The 19,980-nt window shown below is 45.7% G+C and carries 16 protein-coding genes; 13 read left to right on the plus strand and 3 right to left on the minus strand.

Translation table 11 applies throughout. The annotated features are described in order from the left end of the window. Positions 1-343: 343 nt before the first annotated feature. The 3 genes from uxaC (at position 344) to C400_RS0122815 (ending at position 4,377) form a co-directional block, all read left to right on the plus strand. The gene (gene uxaC, locus C400_RS0122805; protein ID WP_016821071.1) at positions 344-1,768 is read left to right on the plus strand and encodes a glucuronate isomerase; all 1,425 of its coding nucleotides are present in this window, start codon (positions 344-346) and stop codon (positions 1,766-1,768) included. A 150-nt stretch (positions 1,769-1,918) separates the two neighbouring features. Further along, a complete protein-coding gene (locus tag C400_RS0122810; RefSeq protein ID WP_017428344.1) occupies positions 1,919-3,286 on the plus strand; it encodes a glycoside-pentoside-hexuronide (GPH):cation symporter in 1,368 nt (455 codons plus the stop codon). Positions 3,287-3,372: 86 nt separating this feature from the next. Continuing rightward, on the plus strand, positions 3,373-4,377 hold the full coding sequence (locus tag C400_RS0122815) for a LacI family DNA-binding transcriptional regulator (RefSeq protein WP_016821073.1): 1,005 nt from the start codon (positions 3,373-3,375) through the stop codon (positions 4,375-4,377). Positions 4,378-4,479: 102 nt separating this feature from the next. Here C400_RS0122815 and poxB read toward each other — a convergent pair whose 3' ends face one another. Continuing rightward, positions 4,480-6,204, minus strand: a complete 1,725-nt coding sequence (poxB, locus tag C400_RS0122820) for a ubiquinone-dependent pyruvate dehydrogenase (RefSeq protein ID WP_017428345.1) — start codon at positions 6,202-6,204, stop codon at positions 4,480-4,482. Between the two features lie 316 nt (positions 6,205-6,520). Between poxB and C400_RS0122825 the strand changes: the two genes are divergently transcribed. From C400_RS0122825 to C400_RS0122840, 4 genes are all read left to right on the plus strand, one after another. Next, entirely contained in the window at positions 6,521-8,014 is a 1,494-nt protein-coding gene (locus C400_RS0122825) for a tagaturonate reductase (protein WP_017428346.1), read from the plus strand. A gap of 17 nt (positions 8,015-8,031) precedes the next feature. Continuing rightward, positions 8,032-9,531 (plus strand): UxaA family hydrolase, encoded by a 1,500-nt coding sequence (locus C400_RS0122830; RefSeq protein ID WP_017428347.1) that lies wholly within the window; start codon positions 8,032-8,034, stop codon positions 9,529-9,531. Between the two features lie 123 nt (positions 9,532-9,654). After that, positions 9,655-10,101, plus strand: a complete 447-nt coding sequence (locus tag C400_RS0122835; protein ID WP_017428348.1) for an acetyltransferase — start codon at positions 9,655-9,657, stop codon at positions 10,099-10,101. Between the two features lie 177 nt (positions 10,102-10,278). Next, entirely contained in the window at positions 10,279-11,136 is an 858-nt protein-coding gene (locus C400_RS0122840; RefSeq protein WP_016821078.1) for a DNA-binding protein, read from the plus strand. Positions 11,137-11,304: 168 nt separating this feature from the next. Here the strand turns inward: C400_RS0122840 and C400_RS0122845 are convergent, their stop codons facing one another. Then, on the minus strand, positions 11,305-12,195 hold the full coding sequence (locus C400_RS0122845; RefSeq protein ID WP_017428349.1) for a hypothetical protein: 891 nt from the start codon (positions 12,193-12,195) through the stop codon (positions 11,305-11,307). Positions 12,196-12,449: 254 nt separating this feature from the next. On the opposite strand from C400_RS0122845, the gene C400_RS0122850 reads away from it, so the two are divergent. The 6 genes from C400_RS0122850 to C400_RS0122875 all read left to right on the plus strand — a co-directional run bounded on the left by C400_RS0122850 (position 12,450) and on the right by C400_RS0122875 (position 19,698). Next, positions 12,450-13,418, plus strand: a complete 969-nt coding sequence (locus C400_RS0122850) for an ABC transporter permease (protein WP_017428350.1) — start codon at positions 12,450-12,452, stop codon at positions 13,416-13,418. 14 nt (positions 13,419-13,432) lie between these two features. Then, the gene (locus tag C400_RS0122855) at positions 13,433-14,320 is read left to right on the plus strand and encodes a carbohydrate ABC transporter permease (RefSeq protein WP_017428351.1); all 888 of its coding nucleotides are present in this window, start codon (positions 13,433-13,435) and stop codon (positions 14,318-14,320) included. 26 nt (positions 14,321-14,346) lie between these two features. Continuing rightward, a complete protein-coding gene (locus C400_RS0122860) occupies positions 14,347-15,993 on the plus strand; it encodes an extracellular solute-binding protein (protein ID WP_017428352.1) in 1,647 nt (548 codons plus the stop codon). Positions 15,994-16,037: 44 nt separating this feature from the next. Then, complete coding sequence (locus tag C400_RS0122865) at positions 16,038-17,960, plus strand: sensor histidine kinase (RefSeq protein WP_017428353.1); 1,923 nt, start codon at positions 16,038-16,040, stop codon at positions 17,958-17,960. Continuing rightward, positions 17,950-18,750 (plus strand): response regulator transcription factor, encoded by an 801-nt coding sequence (locus C400_RS0122870; protein ID WP_017428354.1) that lies wholly within the window; start codon positions 17,950-17,952, stop codon positions 18,748-18,750. Before C400_RS0122865 ends, C400_RS0122870 begins: the two co-directional genes overlap by 11 nt. A gap of 135 nt (positions 18,751-18,885) precedes the next feature. Then, the gene (locus C400_RS0122875) at positions 18,886-19,698 is read left to right on the plus strand and encodes a DUF3891 family protein (protein ID WP_017428355.1); all 813 of its coding nucleotides are present in this window, start codon (positions 18,886-18,888) and stop codon (positions 19,696-19,698) included. 128 nt (positions 19,699-19,826) lie between these two features. On the opposite strand, the gene C400_RS28195 is transcribed toward C400_RS0122875, so the two are convergent. Further along, complete coding sequence (locus C400_RS28195; RefSeq protein WP_013370876.1) at positions 19,827-19,964, minus strand: hypothetical protein; 138 nt, start codon at positions 19,962-19,964, stop codon at positions 19,827-19,829. Between the last annotated feature and the right edge of the window lie 16 nt (positions 19,965-19,980).

Below are 19,980 nucleotides of genomic sequence, written 5' to 3' on the forward strand. Positions count from 1 at the left end.
TTGTGGAATTTTCTTATGGTCTCAGTCATCGAGAAGGTTTAGAACAGTTCTCCTCAAATGGGGGCAGATCATTTTTATCCGCTCACATGATAAAAATCACTTTCCTCTACAAAGGATAGCGGTTACAATGTAATTGTTGTTAACGTAAACATTAAATTTAAGGTGAAGTAATCCAGCGTGATAGGATGTACAGAAATCATATTATAGCTTTTTCATCCTGTATAACCACGTGGATTTCTATGTTATGGAGAATGTAATTGTTAAAAGGTAAGTAGAGCTCGAATATTTTTGTTAACGTTAACAATTAATTAAGAAACACGATTATAGAAGGGATGAGAAAGTAATGACCAAAACGTTTTTAGACGAAAACTTTTTGTTGAGCAATCCAACGGCTGAAACCTTGTATCATCAATATGCCAAGGATATGCCGATTATTGACTATCATTGTCATTTAAGTCCACAAGAAATTTATGAAAATAAAAAATTCAAGAATATTACGGAAGCTTGGTTGTACGGTGATCATTACAAGTGGAGACTTATGCGGGCCAATGGGGTCGAGGAGCGATTGATCACGGGTGATGGTGAAGATTATGACAAGTTTCTGGCCTGGGCCAAAACTGTACCTACATTGATCGGCAACCCGTTGTACCATTGGACACATTTGGAGCTTCAACGCTTTTTTGGTGTCTACGAGTTGCTGAATGAACAGAACGCACCTGTGATTTGGGAAAAGGTAAACCAAAAGCTGCAGGGGCCGGGCTATGGGGCACGTGATCTGATTGTGAACTCGAAGGTAACTGTCGTGTGCACCACGGATGATCCGACCGACCATCTCGAATACCACAAACAAATCAGCAAGCTGACCGATTTCCCAGTAGCTGTGTTGCCAAGCTTCCGCCCCGACAAAGCTTTGGAAATTAATCGTGAAACCTTCCAGCCATGGGTGGCTCGATTGGGTGAAGTCAGCGGATTGGACGTTTCCGGGTTTGAAGGATTTTTGAATGCGCTGGCAAGCCGGGTGCGCCATTTTCATGCTGCCGGAGGTCGGGTATCTGATCATGCGCTGGATACTGTAGTTTTTGAAGAAACAACACCGGAGGAAGCAGCAGCCATATTCAGCAAGGGGCTGGAGGAAGGCCGTGTGACTCCTTTGGAAGAGGCGAAATATAAGTCGTACGTGCTGGTCTTCCTTGGCAAACAGTATGCAGAACACGGCTGGGCGATGCAGTACCATATTCACGCGCTGCGTAACAACAACACTGCGATGTTCCGTCGTTTGGGACCGGATACAGGCTACGATGCTGTAAACGATGGTTCCCTCGCTCGTCCACTGGCAGCATTGCTGGATGCACAGGAACTGGCAGGAGGATTGCCAAAAACCATTTTGTATTCGCTTAATTCGGTTGACTATCCAGTATTGGCAAGTCTCGCAGGCAGCTTCCAATCCGGTGGTACAGTAGGGAAAATCCAGTTTGGTACCGCTTGGTGGTTTAATGACCATATCGAAGGCATGCAGGAGCAGATGAAGCTGCTGGCTAATTACGGAGTGCTATCCCGCTTTATTGGCATGCTGACGGATTCGCGCAGCTTTCTATCTTACACACGTCATGAATATTTCCGCCGTATCCTTTGCGATTTAATCGGAACGTGGGTTCAGGAGGGCAAGGCCCCTGAGGATCTGGAACTGCTCGGAGCCATGGTACAAAATATTTGCTACAATAACGCCGAGCAATATTTTAACTTCCCAACGGTTGTTCATAGTAAGTGACGCTACATTTAAAGTGAGGACTCACTAACTTCAGAGAAAAGGAGCTCTTGCTAGGAGCTTGTACCCATCTCCCGGCAAGAGCAATTAAAAACCAAAATAGATATCAATGAGTATGTGAAAATAATTACAAGTGTAGAGGAGTGTGTAGGTATGGGAGTGCCTATCGTGCAGGAGAGCGTCCAAACTGACAACAAGACAGGTGAGCATATTAGCCTGAAAGAAAAGATTTCGTATGGTATGGGTGACTTTGGAAACGGATTCATGTTTGATTTGGGGCAGTTGTATTTGCTGAAATTTTTTACGGATGTAGCAGGGGTTTCTGCAGGAGCCGCCGCAGGCATTTTCTTGGTCAGCAAGCTGTTCGCCGCCGTCTGTGATCCCATTGTAGGGTCCTTTGTTGATTATCGCAAACATATCGGTACACGCGGAAAATTTAGACCTTTTCTTGTCGTTGGAAGCGTTATCCTAGCAATTCTTACGGTTCTTACCTTTATTTCGCCGAATATTTCACCCACAGGCAAACTCATTTACGCCTACGCGTCCTATATGATCTGGGGGATTGGTTACTCTATTGTAAACATTCCATACGGCTCGTTGGGTGCTGCCATTACGCAGGATACTCAGCAACGTGCTTCGTTGTCATCTTTCCGTCAGGCGGGATCACTAGGCGCATTATTCGTAACCAGTGTCGTGGTCATGCCGCTTATTTTATTGTTTCCTAACCATCATATTGGCTATCCGGTGGTCATGGGAATTATGTCATTCATTGGTGTGATCGCTTTCATCATATGTTACCGAGGAACGAAAGAACGTATTATTAGCCAGTCCGGGCCCAAAGAGAAGCTATCTTTAGGCGTGATTGTGCACACCTTTACTAATAATAAACCCTTGCTGGTACTCGTTTTAATGACGATTTTCACCATTTCCGCTTACAATATCAAGTCCGCACTGTTGATCTATTTTGCCGAATATAATTTGGGACATGTAGAATTAATGGCGTATATGAATTTTATTATTATCGGTTCGTCACTGCTGGGTGTATTGTTCCTGCCCAAACTGGTACGGCGTTTTGGTAAACGTAAAACAGCAATCTTAGGGATGCTAGTTAGCGTTATTGCCGATTCGATTAACTTTTTGATGCCTTCCAACGTATATATTTTCACAATTCTGGCGAGTATTTCGTTCATTGGTATTAGTATTCCCAACGGGGTTACCTGGGCATTCGTGTCCGATATCATTGATTACGGCGAATGGTCATCCGGGGAGCGCAAGGAAGGGATTACCTACTCACTATTTAACTTTTCACGTAAATTGGCTCAATCCTTGTCCGGCTTTCTATCGGGTATTGGACTGGCGCTTGTAGGATATGTACCGAATGTGATTCAATCCTCTGGAACGCTGCTTGGAATCAAAGCCTTGCTTTGTCTTTATCCGGCTGTTGCCTTGGCATTGGCCATGCTAGTAATCGGTAAAATGTACAAACTGACGGACAGCAGACATGCAGACAACCGCGTATAATTTGTGAAGGTCTTCTTTTCCGGGCGGCTCCTGTGGTATGGTGAGTATATAATTTTTTAGAGCCTTACTAAGGAAAGGATACGTATATGGCAGCTACTATTAAAGACATTGCCAAACTGGCTAATGTTTCCCATACAACCGTCTCCCGGGCGCTCAATAACAGCCCGCTGATTAAAGAAGATACGAAACGCAAAATTATGGAGTTGGCAGAGCAGCTCAATTACATTCCAAATTACAATGCTAAAAGCCTGGTTCTCCAGCGCTCGCATACGATAGGCCTGTTTTTCACCAGTATTTCAGAAGGCACCAGCTCCAGTTTTTTTGCGGATACCATCCGTGGAGTTAACAACGTCATTGGGGTGGATTACAATCTGTTTGTGCGAGGAATTGACGATTACGCTGATTTTTCTGCTATTCATCGCAAGCGTTTTGATGGCATCATTCTGATGAGTCAAAGCGAAGCGGACAACCCTTTTATTTATCATGTGCTAGGTCAAGGCATTCCGCTAGTTGTACTGAACCGGCAGGTGTCTGGGGCTGGGATTGTAAATGTGATTTCTAATGATAAGGAAGGCTCCTATGAAGCTGTTTCCTTTCTCATTGAAAGCGGGCATGAACGCATTGCGATTATCGAGGGGGTAGAAGGCTTCAAGTCGACCCAGCAACGCCGCGAGGGTTTCATGAATGCATTAATTGATCGTGGTAAGCCGATCCGACACGAATATATTGTGCAGGGTCACTATGATACGGAAAGCGGAAGTCTGGCAATGAAGCAACTGCTTGCCTTGGAAGAACCACCGACAGCAGTGTTTTGCTCTAACGATGATATGGCTATTGGTGCGATGAATGCGGTATTTGAAAATGGCTTGAAAGTACCGGAGGATATCTCTATCATTGGGTTTGACGATATCGGCTTCTCAATGTATACGACTCCACCGTTAACGACGGTCAAAAGACCGATTGAGCAGATTAGCGAGCGCGGAGCCGCTTGCATTCTGGAACGAATTCAGTCACCGTCCAATGAGGGCGAGCTTATATTTATGGAAACCGCGCTCATGAAGCGGAAATCGACGGCAGACAGACTACGCTGAGTTTTGTTATGTAAAAGAGGCAAGCCCCAAAGGGGCAGGAACAATGTTCAAGCACTGTTCCTGCCCCTTTTTTGTTGAAATGAGCACTGCTTCGTCATGTATTTAACGAAAGAGATTGGTTTTAGCCAGTTCAACAATCTCGTCCCCGCGTCCGTTCAGCACGGCTTTCATCATCCACAGTGTAAATCCCTCTGCTTGCTTAAGATTAATTTTAGGTGGCATGGATAGTTCCTGACGGTTCACCACCACATCTACCACAACAGGGCCGTCATGAGCCAATGCTTGCTGAATGGCATCCTCCAGCATGGTCGGATCTTCAACCCGAATGCCCTTAAGTCCCATGGCTTGTGCTACAGCACCAAAATCAGGGTTAACCAGTTCAGTCCCGTTTTCCAAGAATCCGGCTGCTTTCATTTCCAACTCGACAAAGCCGAGAGCTCCATTGTTGAAAACAATAACTTTTACAGGCAGTTGATGCTGTTTTAGGGTGAGCAGGTCGCCCATCAGCATCGTGAGTCCACCATCGCCTGAGAGGGCAATCACCTGTCGGTCAGGCTCAGTGGCTTGCGCACCGATCGCCTGCGGCAGTGCATTTGCCATCGTACCATGATTGAAGGAACCGAGAAGTCGGCGCTGACCGTTCATTTGCAAATAACGTGCTGCCCATACTGTGGGAGTACCGACATCACAAGTGAAAATAGCATTTTCCTGGGCGGCATCACTGATAACCTTGGCGAGATATTGCGGATGGATCGGCATATGACCTGGCTTACCAACCGCCAGATCGTCCAGCTCCTGGCGTACCTTGGCATAATGGGAGACGGTTTTTTCCAGATGCTTGGTATCATGCTTCGACGTTAAATGAGGAAGCAGCATTTCCAACGTTGCCCTTACATCCCCGCATAAACCATACGTCAACGGAGTTCGTCTGCCGAGATGGGAAGGATCTATATCTACCTGTAGGACAATCGCATCTTCAGGATAAAATTGTCTGTAAGGAAAGTCTGTTCCGAGCATGAGCAGGACGTCACAATCCATCAAGGCATGGTACCCGGAAGAATACCCGATCAGCCCCGTCAATCCAGCATAATAAGGGTTGTTATATTCCAGATATTCCTTGCCTCGCAGAGCGGATACCATGGGAGACTTTAGCTTGTCGCACAGCTGCATAAGCAAGTCGTGAGAGTGAGCACAACCAGCGCCACAAAGCAGCGTAATTCGTTTACCGTTATTTAAATATTCGGCCAGCCGGGAAATTTCAGAAGCGGACGGATGGACGACAGGTGCTGTGGGGTGATAGACATGTTCAGGAGTGGGCACCTTTTCCGCTTCCAAAGCTGCTACGTCACCGGGAAGAACAATGACGGAAACACCTGAACGTGAAACTGCCTCCTGAATAGCCATGGTCACTGTTCTTGGAATTTGACGCGGTGTCGTAATTACCTCACAAAAGTGACTGCATTCTCCAAAAAGATGCTCAGGGTGTGTAGCCTGAAAATATTCACTTCCGATTTCATCACTTGGAATATGAGCCGCAATAGCAAGTACAGGCACTCGATTGCGGTGGCAATCATATAAACCGTTAATCAGATGCAGATTCCCGGGGCCGCTACTACCGGCACATACGGCAATGCTGCCACTAAGATCAGCATCTGCTCCAGCTGCAAAGGCAGCCACTTCTTCGTGCCTTACATGAATCCATTCAATTTGACCATTGCTGCGAATGGAATCCACCATATTATTTAATGAATCTCCAACGATGCCATAGATCCGCTTGACCCCTGCATTAACTAAAACTTGTACAATAGTATCTGCGATTGTCTTCATAGATGCTCCTCCTGCCTAGTAAGTAGTGTTATCCTGCCCGTGCTTTCTTGCGTCTATTCTGCTGAAATGTATATATGAACAAGGTCTCGGGATAGGGTAATAGTTAGCCTTAACCGTCTTGGAACAGGTGCGAAACAACGCAAGAAGGACAATATACTTGCATATTTTTATATAAACGTATATGTTAACGTGTTCATATTATTGTCATTATTATTTTTTTTAAACTAAAAATTGTTGATAAAACTATTTTGTTAACGTGTGCATTGTGATAAAATAACGGTGAAATCATTATGGTACTAGTGGGAGGCTACTCCAGATGAAACATGTAGATGAATTAGACCAATTAAACAGAAAAAGCTTTATCATTACAGAACCACATCCCGAGAGGGTACTGCAATTCGGGGAAGGGAACTTCCTGCGTGCTTTTGTAGACTGGCAAATTGACAAAATGAATAAGCTGGCAGAATGGAATACAGGGGTTGTGATTGTACAACCGCAGCCAGGAGGCCTTGTGGAGAAGCTTAACGTACAGGATGGTCTCTATACGGTTATCCTTGAAGGAATTAAGGACGGGAAAGCCATGAAAGAGCATACCGTTGTGGAGTGCGTCACTCGTGGTATTAATCCATACGGCCCGGAATTCATGGAGTATGAAGCATTATCCCAAAAGCCAGAGCTGCGCTTTATTGTTTCAAACACAACGGAGGCAGGGATCGCTTATACACCTGAGGATCAATTGGAAGATCGCCCGCAAAAAAGCTTTCCAGGCAAGCTGACCGCCTTTCTGTACAAGCGCTTTCAATTTTTCAAGGGCGATCAAAGCAAGGGACTGGTCATTATTCCGTGCGAACTCATCGACCGTAATGGAGACGCTCTCAAGGAAATCGTGCTGAAATATGCGAACCAATGGGAGCTTGGGGCCGAATTTATTGCATGGCTAGAGAAAGCGAATACGTTCTGCAACAGTTTGGTGGATCGGATTGTACCTGGTTATCCCAAAGACCGGATTCATGAAATCCAAGCGGAATTGGGTTACAAGGACGATTTGGTTGTTGTGGGCGAGCAGTATCATTTATGGGTTATTGAAGGGCCACAGTGGCTTAAAGAAGAATTACCTGCTCATTTGGCTGGATTGAATGTACTAATTGTCGACGATATGGCGCCATATCGTACACGGAAGGTGCGCATTTTGAATGGAGCACATACGGCGCTTACCCCAGTAGCCTATCTATATGGCCTGGATACAGTGGGGCAAGCGGTCGAGCATAAGGTTATGGGCGAATATATCCAGTCGTTGATTCGAGAAGAAATTATTCCGACACTGGACTCGCCAGCAGCGGAATTGAATGTATATGCCGACGATGTGATTGAACGGTTCCGTAATCCCTATGTAAGTCATTATGTCATGAGCATCGCATTGAATTCGGTATCCAAGTTCAAGACACGGAACTTGCCATCCTTGCTACAGTATGTGGCACAGCGTAAGGCGTTGCCTGCCAAAATCGTATTTTCGCTAGCATCCTTACTCGTATTTTACCGGGGAGACAGAAATGGCGAGTCGATTGCATTGGCCGACGAAGCGGAAGTATTGAGCACGTTTGGCGAACTGTGGAGTACGTATGACGGATCTCTCGCTGGAGCGAAGCAATTGACCGAGCAGGTACTCAGCAAACAGACATGGTGGGGTCAAGATCTGAATCAGATCGAAGGGCTGGCTGAACAAACGGCGCAGCACGTGTATGAAATTACAAGCAGAGGAATGAAGGAGACGCTCGATTCTCTAACCGGGAACAGCGTACCCGGAGCATAAGCAAGGAGGAGACTGGAATGCTGGAATTCATTCAAATTCATGATCAAGATAACGTGGCTGTCGCTTTGCGTGATTACAAGCAGGGAGAGACGCTGGCATGGGGAGCACAACAAGAACAATGCGTGGAGCTGGCGGAGGATGTAGCGCGTGGGCACAAAATTGCGTTGCAGGACATCCCTGAAGGTGGGCATGTTCTGAAATACGGATATCCCATCGGTCATGCCATTCAGCCCATTCAGGCAGGTCAACATGTGCATACGCATAATACGAAAACGAATCTGACAGGTGTGGAGGAATATACTTACAAGCCTAAGCCAGCTCCTCATATTTATGAACAGGAGAGTCGGACGTTTCAAGGATTTCGGCGCAAGGATGGTCGTGTAGGGATTCGCAATGAGTTGTGGATTGTGCCGACGGTAGGCTGTGTGAACGGAATTGCCGAACTCATTTTAAACCGCTTCAAGCAGGAAGTGGGAGATATCTCACCTTTTGAAAATGCACTTGTGCTCAAGCATAACTATGGATGTTCTCAGTTGGGCGACGACCATGCACATACGCGCACGATTTTGATTGATGCAGTGAAACACGCGAATGCGGGTGGCGTACTAGTACTTGGTTTGGGCTGTGAGAACAATGAAATGAAAGAATTTAAAGAAGCCATCGGGGAATATGACGCGGAGCGGGTGAAGTTTTTACTTTCCCAGGAGGTGTCGGATGAAGTGGAAGAAGGGGTAAGGTTGCTCCATGAAATTTTTGCAGCTGTGCAAGAAGATCGTCGCGAAGCTGTACCTTTGTCTGAGCTGAACATCGGCTTGAAATGCGGTGGCTCTGACGGCCTGTCGGGTATTACTGCCAATCCACTGCTTGGACGACTGTCGGATTATATGGCAGCACAGGGTGGAACGACCGTACTGACGGAGGTACCCGAGATGTTCGGCGCGGAGACGATTTTAATGGAGCGCGCTGCCGATGAGCAAGTATTCGATAAGATCGTACATTTGATTAACGATTTCAAACAATATTTTCTGGATTATAAGCAGCCAGTATACGAAAATCCGTCACCAGGCAATAAAGCAGGCGGCATCACGACACTGGAGGATAAATCACTGGGCTGTACGCAAAAATCCGGGTCCTCCACGGTCACCGATGTTATTCAGTACGGGGAGCGTCTCAAGACCAAGGGACTTAATCTGCTCAGCGCGCCGGGGAACGATCTGGTTGCTTCTTCGGCGCTTGCTGCAGCGGGCTGTCAGCTCGTCATATTCACAACCGGGCGAGGCACGCCTTTTGGCTCGTTCGTTCCGACGATGAAGGTGTCGACCAACTCGCCGCTATATAAGGCTAAACCTCACTGGATCGACTATAACGCTGGTTCACTGGTGGAGGATGTCAGTATGGAAGATGCGCTACGCAACTTTGTAGATTACATTATTGACGTAGCCAGTGGAACCTGGGTGAATAATGAGAAAAACAATTTCAGGGAGCTTGCTATCTTCAAAAATGGTGTTACATTGTAAAGGGTTGTAACCTAAAGGAGGCGGAAGAATCCGCCTCCTTTTTGTGTTTGAATGCTGCTAAATACACATGTTAGACTTACTGCAAACCATACTATACGGATATTCGCATAAGGGGGAAATACAGTGCCACATGACATTATTGCTTATCGAGAAGAAAATCATGATCAACTCGTAGATATTTGGCTTCGGGCAGTACGCCAAACGCACACATTTTTGTCTGAAGAGGACATTCAATTTTACCATCACATCGTAAGTAACGGCGCTTTTAGAGAACTTGAAGTTTGGGTAGAATGTACTGAACTTCAGGAGCCCACGGGTTTTATCGGGCTGGACGGGCAGAAAATAGAGATGCTGTTTGTCGACCCAGAACGGCATAGACAGGGCACAGGCAGCCGACTTATCAAGCATGCTGAAAAAATAAAAGGGACGCACCTCAAAGTAGATGTGAATGAGCAAAACGAGAAGGCGCATGCTTTCTATAGACATTATGGCTTTAAACAAACAGGACGATCTGCGCTGGATGGATCAGGCCGGGCATTTCCGTTGCTTCATATGGAACTGAACAAATGAATGCTCTATAGGATCTACATTTTGAAAACTGGAATATTTTATAATTTTCCTTGTCATATGTTTGATTTCATGATATAACTTAATTACGTTATAAATACGTAATTAAGTTATTTTTGATTGGGATATAGATCATGGTTTGTTTGATGAGTACAAAAGTCGGACAAGGAGGTGGGGAGGGTGGATGATCTTGTTCACTCCGACATCACAGATCTAGACACACTTGTTAACATGATTAAGCTGTCCTTTTCGTTTATGGATGGTACCCATATGATCGCTTTATGCGATCAGCTGTATTACCACGTCAACCAGAAGTATCAAGAGTGGCAGCTCTACAAAGCATTCAAGAAACCTATACAACCGATACATACCAAACGGCCGTTAGTCTACTATTACGGCTACAGTCATCTTATGAAAGGCATGGCCTTCCAAAAACAGGGCAAGTATGAGGCCGCCCGAGACTGCATTGAAAAATATGCAGAGTTAGGCTGGTTTAATGGTCTCGATCCATATGGAGAAGCAGAAGTGGATTATTATCGCCATGCTGCGAGAGCTAATTTATATGCTCTTGATATTTTGTCAGGTCGTTCCGAAATGTTGCAGGAATACGTTCAATTTCTTCGTGACAATCCGGAAGAGCTGTTACCAGGACTTCTTTCCATTGTTGAGGGAGCGACCAGACACGACTATCCTTTGGAACGCGTGCTTGAATCATTTGCCGAACAAATTGAGGATTTTAAATATTTTGAAGAGCCTGTGAATGTTTCATATTATTTTCGCTTCTGCTATCAGTTGGCTCTTTATTATATAAAACTGCGGCAGTTTAGGGTTGCGTTGGGCTATATCCTGCAATCTCTCAAGCTGTCCGATACTCTGGGTATGGAACATGAGCATGAGTTTAGGAAATGTACTGCTATATTTGAGATTTTCAGATCCCAAGCTACGGCAACACAGCAAGACCAATATATAACCATTCTAAAAGGAGTGTTAAAGGATGAAAAAATTGATTTCACGCCCGTTGTCGCTCAGTCTGTTTAGTTTGCTGGTGTTTGTTACTAGTCATGATCTCATCACCGTGTTTTATCATGGAGCCAATCATTAATAAGTGAGAATGGTAAAAAGTAGGATGTTTTGATTAACCAAATAGCAAGTAAGCTCATGAAGATCAGAGCTTGCTTGCTATTTAGCGTTTTTTATGAGGAATATTTAAGCGGTTGTAGGCTTGTGCAACAAACCTTGTTCTAATGGATGCAATGAAATCCTTGTCTGTTGGTAAGCGGGGAATGTGTCTTCTGTACTGTATGATCCAATTTTTAATGCTGCGTCCAGTGCTCGTAGCAAGCAGCCCACGAATTGCTCTGGCGAAAAGTAAATGCTTTTCCCGATCATATGAATGTGAAGCTCGTTATGGTCACGGTTGCTTACAGACAGTAATAAACCTTGACCCTGAAAACCCGTACCGATGGCGCGTACTTTGTTTATACCTGAAAGTAGTATTTCTGTTTTCAACGCACGTCCTTGTTCCTCTACAAACACAGATATCAGCCGTTTGTCTGTAACGATAACAATTTGGTTGCCCTGAAACGTATGGCTAAGGTGCAGGAAATCTTTATACACTCCAATAGTCTGCTCATGCGGAGAAACAATCCCCATTCGTACAAACTCATCCAACTCTGTGACGTCAGGCTCCTGATGATTTTTAATTCGTTTTTTGATACTGAACTGAATGGTCAAGATCCCCAAGATAGCTATAAGAAAAGCACTAAGACGGACGTGATATATAAAGAACATTAGGACGATAAAGCCGCCGAGTATCCATTGTCCCCAAGTCAAATAACGCAGCTTTTGCTGTGCCGTACGGCGATAATAACCGTATCCTTTTCCCGGTTGATACTCTTTATTAAACTTCGTCATACCACGCATCATGGTTAATCCATAGATTGATAAGACTGTCATTGCGAGTCCCAGAAGCGCCATAAACCATTCCTCAGCTGCAATGCCAACTAAAGTACACAGGCCAAACATGATGAGCCCTGCCCAGCAGGCAAACCTTTTTATCCGAACCTGTTTCTGAATCGAACGAACCAATTCTTCCATTCTTAATCCTCCTGATCTAGGTCATAGGTAATGATTGGAATTCCATATAGTCTTATCGTACCATCTGATAGTCTTTTTTGTGAATTAATAGATATAGAAAATCCAAAGGCTGGAAGAAACTTTTTACGTATTGTCCTATCTCCACCTGAACTTTAGACACCAAAATCAAAAAATCAAGTACTACTCATTAGAAGCAAAAGCCCCTAAAATAATAAATGTAAGTGCTTACATTATAGAGAGGGGAGGTTTTCTGTATGAGTACAGGATGGAAAAATCCACAACCACAACCACAGCCATCGGTTCGATCGGGGAGATGGACGTCACTAGCCCGCAGATGGGGGGGGCAAAAACATTTGCAGACCATGGCACTACTTGGAGTGGTATGGATGATTATTTTCCATTACATTCCGATGTACGGCATTTTGATTGCTTTCAAACATTTTGACATTATTGGTACTATATCAAGCGCACCATGGGCGGGGTTAGAACATTTTCGTGCCTTCTTAGAGGATGATAGCTTCTGGTATATTGTCAAAAATACACTGGGCATTAGCCTGCTCAAGCTGGCAATCGGGTTCCCGTTACCTATTGTGTTTGCTCTGTTTCTAAATGAAATCCGGTCTACGCGGTTTAAAAAATCTATTCAGACCATTTCGTACCTTCCTCACTTTCTATCATGGGTCATTCTTGGCGGAATTTTAACCACATGGCTGGCAGATACCGGGATGATCAATCAACTGTTGCTGGCTTGGGGCTGGATCGACCAGCCGATTAGTTATTTAGCGGAGCCAGGCTATTTTTGGACTATCGTCGTCAGCTCGGATATTTGGAAGGAGCTTGGATGGTCAGCTATTATTTATTTGGCAGCCATGGCGGGCGTATCTACGGACATGTACGAAGCAGCCACCATTGACGGAGCGGGACGGTTTCAGAAAATGTGGTACGTCACACTTCCCGCCATCAAGGGCACAATATCCATTTTGTTTATTTTAGCGGTCAGCGGCTTATTGAACTCCAACTTTGATCAAATTCTTGTCCTGCGTAACTCGCTAAATGAAAGTGCAAGTAATGTAGTTGATATTTATGTATATCAGGTGGGCATTCAGCAGGGACGCTTCTCGTATTCTACTGCGGTGGGATTGCTAAAATCAGTTCTTGCTCTCATTTTGCTGCTGATAGCCAATTCGGTGACCAAACGGATGAATAATACCTCTCTATTTTGAAGGAGGACGGATGTATGCAGTTATTGCGACGCAGAACAGCAGGCGAAGCGATATTCGATTTATTTAACAACGTTTTTATGCTGGTCATTTGTTTTGTAACGTTATATCCCGTGTGGTATGTGCTGGTGAACTCCTTTAACGAAGGGGCAGACGCAATGCGAGGCGGCATTTACTGGTGGCCGAGACTCTTTAGTCTCAGCAGCTATCAGGCTGTATTTGCCAACAGCGGCATTATGACTGCGATGGGAGTAACGGTCGCCAAGACGCTAATCGGCACGATTGTGCATGTGTTTTTTACCGCCATGATTGCATATGCATATTCTCGTAGAGAGCTGATCGGGCGTAAGCTGTATATGCTGATCGGCACCATTACCCTATTTTTCGGTGGAGGTTTGATTCCTACGTATTTGCTGATCCGTGATCTTGGGCTGCTGGACAGCTTTTGGGTGTACATCATTCCTGCAATGTTCAGCTTTTTTGACCTTATTATTTTTATGGCTTTTTTCCGGGAGCTGCCGGATGCGTTGGAGGAGGCGGCGAAAATAGACGGTGCTAACGACTTCAGCATCTTCTGCCGGATCGTACTTCCTGTATCGATGCCTGTAGTAGCGACCATTTCGTTGTTTCATGGGGTGTACCAGTGGAACGATTATTTTACAGGAATGATCTATATCAATAATACGGATCTTCAGCCGATTCAGACGTATTTGTACCGAGTTGTTGCCCAATCCAGCTCTAATCAAATGATGTCTGCCGCACCCGGGATTGTCGCCCAGTCCGTTACTTCGCAGTCCATCAAGCTGGCGACGATGGTCATAACAACGTTGCCGATTGTACTTGTATATCCATTTCTGCAAAAATATTTTGTCAAAGGGCTAATGATCGGCTCGGTTAAGGGCTAGCATATCATCCAAGGGGGAGATTTATGATGAACATTCGCAAATGGCAGAAGGGGCTGTTGGCTGTTGTTCTACTGGTAGGAACGCTCGTGGGATGTACATCCGGTGGAAGTGGCGCTGTCACGGAATTGAAGGACGAGAAGACTAAGGCTTCGGCAGATGCGCCAGGCTGGAAGGCCGATACAGAGCCGATTACGTTTGACTGGTATTTAAATTTTTCCTGGTTCCCGAACAAGTGGGGGACGGATATGACTTCGAAATATGTGACGCAAAAGACTGGAGTCAGTGTCAATTTTATCGTACCTGCTGGGAATGAAAATGAAAAGCTGAATACCATGCTCGCCTCCGGTAAGCTGCCTGATTTTGTCACGCTTGGTTGGGGGGAAGATGCGGTTAAAAAAATGATCGAGGGCAAGATGGTTCTCCCGCTTAACAAGCTGGCCGAGAAATACGATCCGTATCTGATTAAAATGGCTGACCCGGCCAAAATGTCCTGGTATCGTCAAACAGACGGGAATGTATATGGGTATCCCAACGCGTCCTCTTCACCGCAGGACTACCAAAAATACGGCCAAAATTTTGTCTCCAATCAGACGTTTATGGTTCGGAAGGATATGTATGAGGCGATTGGCAAGCCGGATATGAGAACACCGGAAGGATTTTTGAAAGCGCTTCAAAAAGCGAAAGAGAAATTTCCAGAGGTGAACGGTCAGCCGTTGATCCCGATAGGGTTCCACGAATTTACGGATAACGGGAATTATTCTTTTGAAGACTATTTACTCAATTTTCTAGCCATTCCGCATGAAAAGGATGGGAAGTTGTACGACCGTCGTTCAGACGAAGAATACATTCGCTGGCTTAAAACATTCCGTCAAGCAAATGAGCAGGGCCTGATCGCCAAGGACGTATTTATCGACAAACGTCCGCAAATGGAGGAAAAGGTGGCACAAGGCCGATATTTTGCCATGCTATATCAGCGTTCCGACTTTGCTACACAACAGGTGATGTTACATGCGAAGGACCCGAACTCCGTCTACATTGCGGTGGATGGACCCTCCAACAGTAAGCTGGACCCGCCGACGCTGGCCGGTCCGGGCATTTCCGGTTGGACGGTGACGCTCATTTCGAAGGATGTCAAAGACAAGGAGCGGGCTATTGAATTTCTGACTTATCTGATTAGCGAGGAAGGGAACCGTGATCTATATCTAGGGGAGCAAGGAAAGCTGTGGGACACGGTTAACAGTAAGCCAGCCTTCAAGCCGGAGGTACTGGAACTGCTGAACAAGGATCGCTCTGCTTTTGACAAAAAGTATGGCGCCTCCTTCACTTTCTGGATGCTGATGGATACGAATATGAATTTGCAGTGGGCGCCGCCCAGCGTCGAGCCGTATAAGCAGCCGGAAGATTGGACGAAAGGCAAGACCCACAGCTTCTCCCAATATGAAAATATCAAACCGACCGGAACCTCGGCAGAAGGCATTGCTTCAGGCCAGATAGACAAAATTTGGGGCAAGGCATTACCGAAGCTGCTGCTAGCTTCCTCGGATGAGGAGTTCGATCAGCTGTTTGCCCGCTTTTTGGAAGACCGCAGAAAAGCAGGCTATGACAAAGTAATGGCTTATCAACAAAAAGCCTATGAGGAAAACCTCAAAAAAATGGAACAGTTCACAAAATGATCTCGCTCAATCATTTATCTATTGAATGTTAAGGATGTGATTTCATGTCAGGCCGTGTACGTTCACAGCTGAAGAGCCTGCTGCGCCGCCATATATGGCAGTGGCTGACGGATACGGCCGATCGGCTAGGCGGTTGCTCCCTTCAAGTCAAGCTCATTGTCGCTTATATCGGCGTCATTTTAATCCCGGTGGTATTGTTCTCGCTATATACCTTTCATCAATTGTACGAGAACACCATGCATGACATTACCGTACAAAATCAGTATGTACTGGATACAGAGCTGGCCCAGATTCACAGCAATATGGAAATTATGGAGCGGACCGCACAGCTTGCGATTTCAGATCGCAACGTACTTCGTTATCTAACCGAGGAACGTGAAATAAGCAGCGATGAACTGGTTCAATTCAACTTAAATGTGTTTCCCAATTTACAGCACTTGCTGTACAGCAATCCCAACGTAGAGAATATCCGGCTGTATACGAGTAATCCCCAGGCACATGAAATATGGCCCATGATTTTCAATGAATCACGCCTGCCCAAGGCTTCCTGGCTGACAACGGCTCAACATCAGCAAGGAAAAATATGGTGGGATATATACAAGGGACCTAAGAGCTTATTGCTGGGGCAAGCAGGGCAGGAAAGTGAAGCGGTACGGTATATAGCATTGCTGCGTGAAATTCAGGCTAGCGGGGGAAAACACGCAGGCTTGGTGGAAACCAACATGAGGCTGGAGCTCTTTTCACCTAGAGTATTCGGAACCGCACCACGTGATTATGCATGGCAAATGTTCATCCTGAACGGTGGAAAATCAGTGTCTTCTACCGATATAGCTACAGCTTCCTTTCAACCTGATCCCATTCCGATCCCTCTGTCCCATGTGCACCATCTGTTACAGTCCCGCGTTCAGGGACAGGGTGGTGCTTTTGACTTTACCTATGGAAATAAGCCCTATCTTGGTTTGTACCGTTATATAGAAGGACTAGATGCCTATCTGCTAAATGTAGTGGCACTGGACGGTCCGCTGGGTGACCTTCGTCAAAAACGCAATGCCATGCTGCTCATTATTTGTATATTGATATTGCTAATGTCCGTCATTTCTTATACCTTGCACGCCCTTATTCTCAAGCAGCTGCATACACTGCGTGAATCTATGAAAAAAGTACAGCAAGAGGGCGACTTTCAGCTTACAATCCCGGTATATGGGCGGGGAGAAGTCGCGGAGCTAGCACTATATTTTCGCAGTTTGCTAAGTCGGATTAACGTGCTCATTGCTGAGGCTGTACAGAAGCAGGCCGCTGCTCAGGAGGCCGAGCTACAGGGACTCAAACATCAGATTGATTCCCATTTTCTCTATAATACATTGGAAAATCTAAAAATGATGGCGGAGATCGAGCGACAGTATCCGCTGTCGGATGCGCTCACCTCCCTTGGTTCGATGATGCGCTATAATCTCCAATGGTCTGGGCCGTGTGTTTCTTTGCGGGATGAAATCCGTCATATTCAGCATTATGTAGCCATTATGAACATCCGCCATGATAACCAAATTGCACTGGACATTCGCCTGTCGTCGACGTTTATGGAACTGGAAATACTGAAAATGTCGCTGCAGCCTGTAGTCGAAAATGCGATAAAGCACGGTTGGAGTGCATTACAAAGCCCGCTGCGCATCACCATTGAAGCCTTCTCCAAGCAAGATATCGTTGAACTGCGTATACAGGATAACGGAGTGGGGATGTCTGAAGAAAGAAAAAACGCCATCATGGCTGGTCTGGAACAGACGGATATGGGTTCCCACGAGCCCGGGGTAAATAGGGGGATCGGTTTGTATAATGTGCATCGCCGTTTGAGTATGCAGTATGGCCTAGGGTTTGGCATAAAACTGGCCAGCATTCCTGGACAATCGACGACAGTAACCCTGATTTTGCCTAGACGTCACATCACGAGGGGGGCGAACCATGACGACTAAGCTGTTGATTGCAGATGACGAGAAGAACATTCGAATGGGGCTACAAGCTATGATCGAACGGGAGTATTCCGATCTCTATGAATGCGTGCTGGTCAAGGACGGAGGCGAAGCCTGGCAGCATGTAAAGGAGTTTTCACCCGAGTTGGTGATAACAGATATCCGTATGCCTGTTATGGATGGAATTATGCTGATGCAGCATATTCGCAAGCTGGAGCCAAGAGACAGACCTTTGGTAATCATTCTCAGTGGATATGACGAGTTCCAATATGCGCGCGAAGCGATTCGTTGTGGAGCGCGGGAGTATTTGCTGAAGCCGATCGTGAGAGAGGAACTGTTCAGTGCGTTAGCAGTTTTGAACGAAGAATTACAGCAAAGGAACTCTCTATTAAACGATTGTGTGAATAGCGGGGAGATAGATAGACTGACTGGAAGAACGAACGTTGCTAGTGCGATTGCCGATAGAAGTGGCAGCTTGACGAGAGCAATCCAGTACATCCATGCTCATTTCAGCGAGGATTTGAACATGGCGGTAGTATCTAATGTAGTATCCTTGAATTATACGTATTTTAGTCAGGCGTTCAAAGCCTATACAGGTCTTAGTTTTGTTCAATATTTAAAAAGACTGCGCATTGCAGAAGCCAAAAAGCTGCTAGGGCGTCAAGAGGGCAAGATTTATGAAATTGCGGCTACTGTGGGCTTTGACAATGCCAAGCATTTTAACAAGGTGTTCCGTGAACTGGAAGGGATGACTCCGCAGCAGTTTCGGCTGAAGAATCTAAGGGGCAATTGAAAGTAAGGATGGAGAAAACTTCACTGCCTTTTTACCCTTATCCTGATATAATGAATGAAGGTAAACATAACCATGGCCTTCGATCAGAAAGTTTGTACACATATCAGATAGACGCCTAACGGAAGGGGATAGCATATGGTTATTTATGAAACGGATCAAGCTTATATCATGACGACGCAGCATGACCATGCTCGTATTTCAGGTGAGTTGGCTTCACAGTGGGAAGACAGTGCCTTTAAAAATAGACGTCATAGACAGGATTTTATATATGCAGCGAGGGAGCATGACCGGGGTTGGATTAGGCTGGACGCTGCTCCTTTCTGGAATGATTATGTGTCAGCACCTTATACGTTTATCGATTTTCCGCTTAGTCCACGTTTTGTTTTTTATCGTCTCGGGATTGATGAAGTCGAGCAAGAGAATGCGTATGCGGCGTTGCTGTGCAGCTTGATGTACAAGGAGCTCGTCGGACGGACCGAGCATGAAAAAGCTCAGGACAAGCAGATTACGCATGCTTATCAAGAGGCAGAGGAACAGCGTCGCCAGAGGCTCAAACAGGAGCTGACATGCAGTGTAACCTTCGAACATCAAGTGCGGACAGATGTACGGAGAATGTTATTTTGCGACGAATTGAGTCTGTTTTTATGCAGCCGAGAGCCGGGTACTCCTACAGCAGATTATGAATGGTTTGCTGAAGGTTTGAGCTTCCCGGCTGTTCGTCATGAAAGCGGACGGGTTCGGGCTGAGTGGTTATCGGACCAGACAGTAGGTCTGTCCTTTTTCCCTTTCAAGGGTAAAGTAGAGATTACTCATACCTTCAAGAAGGTGAGTAAAGAGAACATTCGTACCTCGGGTCTTCTAGAAGCGTACCGTTCCTCCGAATGCACGCATCGAACCTTTACCATCGAACATATCATGGAAGTAGAAGAGCAAAAGGAGAATGCCTGAACGTCTAATGATTCAGCCTCGAACCGATGTGTTGTGCATTGTTCGTGGTTGCTGAGTAGCGTCAGAGCAGAGCCTCCCTGAACAATTTTTCAGAGAGGCTCGTTTGTTTCTGGCTTTAAAATTTACGATTAAGATTTTGCAGATGTTTTTGCACGGTTGACCATCGTCTGTACCTTATTCAACACCTTATCACGTGCTCCTTTATTTTTCATCAGATACGTAACACCCATTCCCAATGCTGCTACTACCCATTTTTTATTCTTCATCAATAACGCCTCCTTA

The sequence above is a fragment of the Paenibacillus sp. ICGEB2008 genome (genome assembly GCF_000307675.1).
Classification (GTDB): Bacteria; Bacillota; Bacilli; order Paenibacillales; family Paenibacillaceae; genus Paenibacillus; species Paenibacillus polymyxa.

Bases quoted from the DNA above. Each gene is read 5' to 3' on its own strand.
- poxB (WP_017428345.1), bottom strand. From the start codon at position 6,204: ATGAAGACAATCGCAGATACTATTGTACAAGTTTTAGTTAATGCAGGG.
- C400_RS0122875 (WP_017428355.1), top strand. From the start codon at position 18,886: ATGGTTATTTATGAAACGGATCAAGCTTATATCATGACGACGCAGCAT.
- C400_RS0122825 (WP_017428346.1), top strand. From the start codon at position 6,521: ATGAAACATGTAGATGAATTAGACCAATTAAACAGAAAAAGCTTTATC.
- C400_RS0122850 (WP_017428350.1), top strand. From the start codon at position 12,450: ATGAGTACAGGATGGAAAAATCCACAACCACAACCACAGCCATCGGTT.
- C400_RS0122845 (WP_017428349.1), bottom strand. From the start codon at position 12,195: ATGGAAGAATTGGTTCGTTCGATTCAGAAACAGGTTCGGATAAAAAGG.
- C400_RS0122870 (WP_017428354.1), top strand. From the start codon at position 17,950: ATGACGACTAAGCTGTTGATTGCAGATGACGAGAAGAACATTCGAATG.
- C400_RS0122810 (WP_017428344.1), top strand. From the start codon at position 1,919: ATGGGAGTGCCTATCGTGCAGGAGAGCGTCCAAACTGACAACAAGACA.
- C400_RS0122830 (WP_017428347.1), top strand. From the start codon at position 8,032: ATGCTGGAATTCATTCAAATTCATGATCAAGATAACGTGGCTGTCGCT.
- C400_RS0122815 (WP_016821073.1), top strand. From the start codon at position 3,373: ATGGCAGCTACTATTAAAGACATTGCCAAACTGGCTAATGTTTCCCAT.
- C400_RS0122860 (WP_017428352.1), top strand. From the start codon at position 14,347: ATGAACATTCGCAAATGGCAGAAGGGGCTGTTGGCTGTTGTTCTACTG.
- C400_RS0122865 (WP_017428353.1), top strand. From the start codon at position 16,038: ATGTCAGGCCGTGTACGTTCACAGCTGAAGAGCCTGCTGCGCCGCCAT.
- uxaC (WP_016821071.1), top strand. From the start codon at position 344: ATGACCAAAACGTTTTTAGACGAAAACTTTTTGTTGAGCAATCCAACG.
- C400_RS28195 (WP_013370876.1), bottom strand. From the start codon at position 19,964: ATGAAGAATAAAAAATGGGTAGTAGCAGCATTGGGAATGGGTGTTACG.
- C400_RS0122855 (WP_017428351.1), top strand. From the start codon at position 13,433: ATGCAGTTATTGCGACGCAGAACAGCAGGCGAAGCGATATTCGATTTA.